At 39.1% G+C, this 991-nt stretch carries 1 pseudogene; it reads left to right on the top strand.

Features of this window, described 5'->3' with window-relative positions:
• A pseudogene (locus BA053_RS06260) lies at window positions 1-946 on the top strand (molecular chaperone HtpG); the annotation flags it as partial.
• Between the last annotated feature and the right edge of the window lie 45 nt (window positions 947-991).

Here is a 991-nt window from a genome sequence, read left to right as displayed (position 1 = left end):
TCTGAAAGGCGTGGTTGATTCACCGGACTTGCCTCTTAATATCAGCAGAGAAACGCTGCAGAATAATCGTGTTGTTGAGCAGATCAGAAAATCTCTCACTAAGCGTGTGATATCAGAGCTCGGTAAAAAAGCAAAAGAGAATTTAGAGGAATATACAAAATTCTGGACCAATTTTGGTGCAGTTTTAAAGGAAGGTCTTTGTGAAGCTATGCCAACTGATGAGAGAGAAGCACTACTCTCAATTTGCAGATTTCATAGTACTGGTGATGAGAAATTAGTCAGCATTGATGACTATATAAGCAGAATGAAGCCTGAGCAGGAACATATCTATTATCTCACCGGAAATAGCCTCGATTCAGTGAAAAACAGTCCGCAACTTGAGGGGTTCGTCAGTAAAGGGCTGGAGGTTCTTCTGTTCGTTGATCCAGTGGATGATTTCTGGACTAGTGTAATTCATGAATATAAAGATCAAAAGTTTAAGTCTGTGACTCGCGCTGATGTTGATTTGGAAAAATTCTCTTCAGAAGAAGATAAGAAAAATGAAGAAAACAAATCGAATGAAGAAAAAACTGAGGAAACTATATTGCAATATTTTACCACAGTGCTTGGAGATTCAGTAAAAAGCGTAAAAATTTCCAAAAAATTGACTGATAGTCCCGTATGCCTAGCGGTTGATGAAGGTGCTATGGATCTTCGCATGGAGCGTTTTTTGCGTGAACAAAAGCAGCTAAATTACCGCACGCCAAAGGTGCTTGAAATTAACACTAAGCATCCTGTAATAAAGAGTATAATGAAATCTTATGCTGAAAGTGGTGAAAACCCAACATTGGAGGACATGGTTCACTTATTGTTTTACCAAGCTTGCATCGTGGAAGGCGAAGAGATGGATGACGCGAGCAGCTTTGCTAAGAGACTGAATAATTTGCTTGGCAAGATTTCTGTTTAATGCTATACTTAGCTTAGCTGCTAGTTAGGAGGTAAAACATGTTTG

The organism is Wolbachia endosymbiont of Nomada ferruginata, assembly GCF_001675785.1.
In the GTDB taxonomy this organism is placed as follows: domain Bacteria; phylum Pseudomonadota; class Alphaproteobacteria; order Rickettsiales; family Anaplasmataceae; genus Wolbachia; species Wolbachia pipientis.
This window is presented reverse-complemented; position numbering and strand designations above follow the sequence as displayed.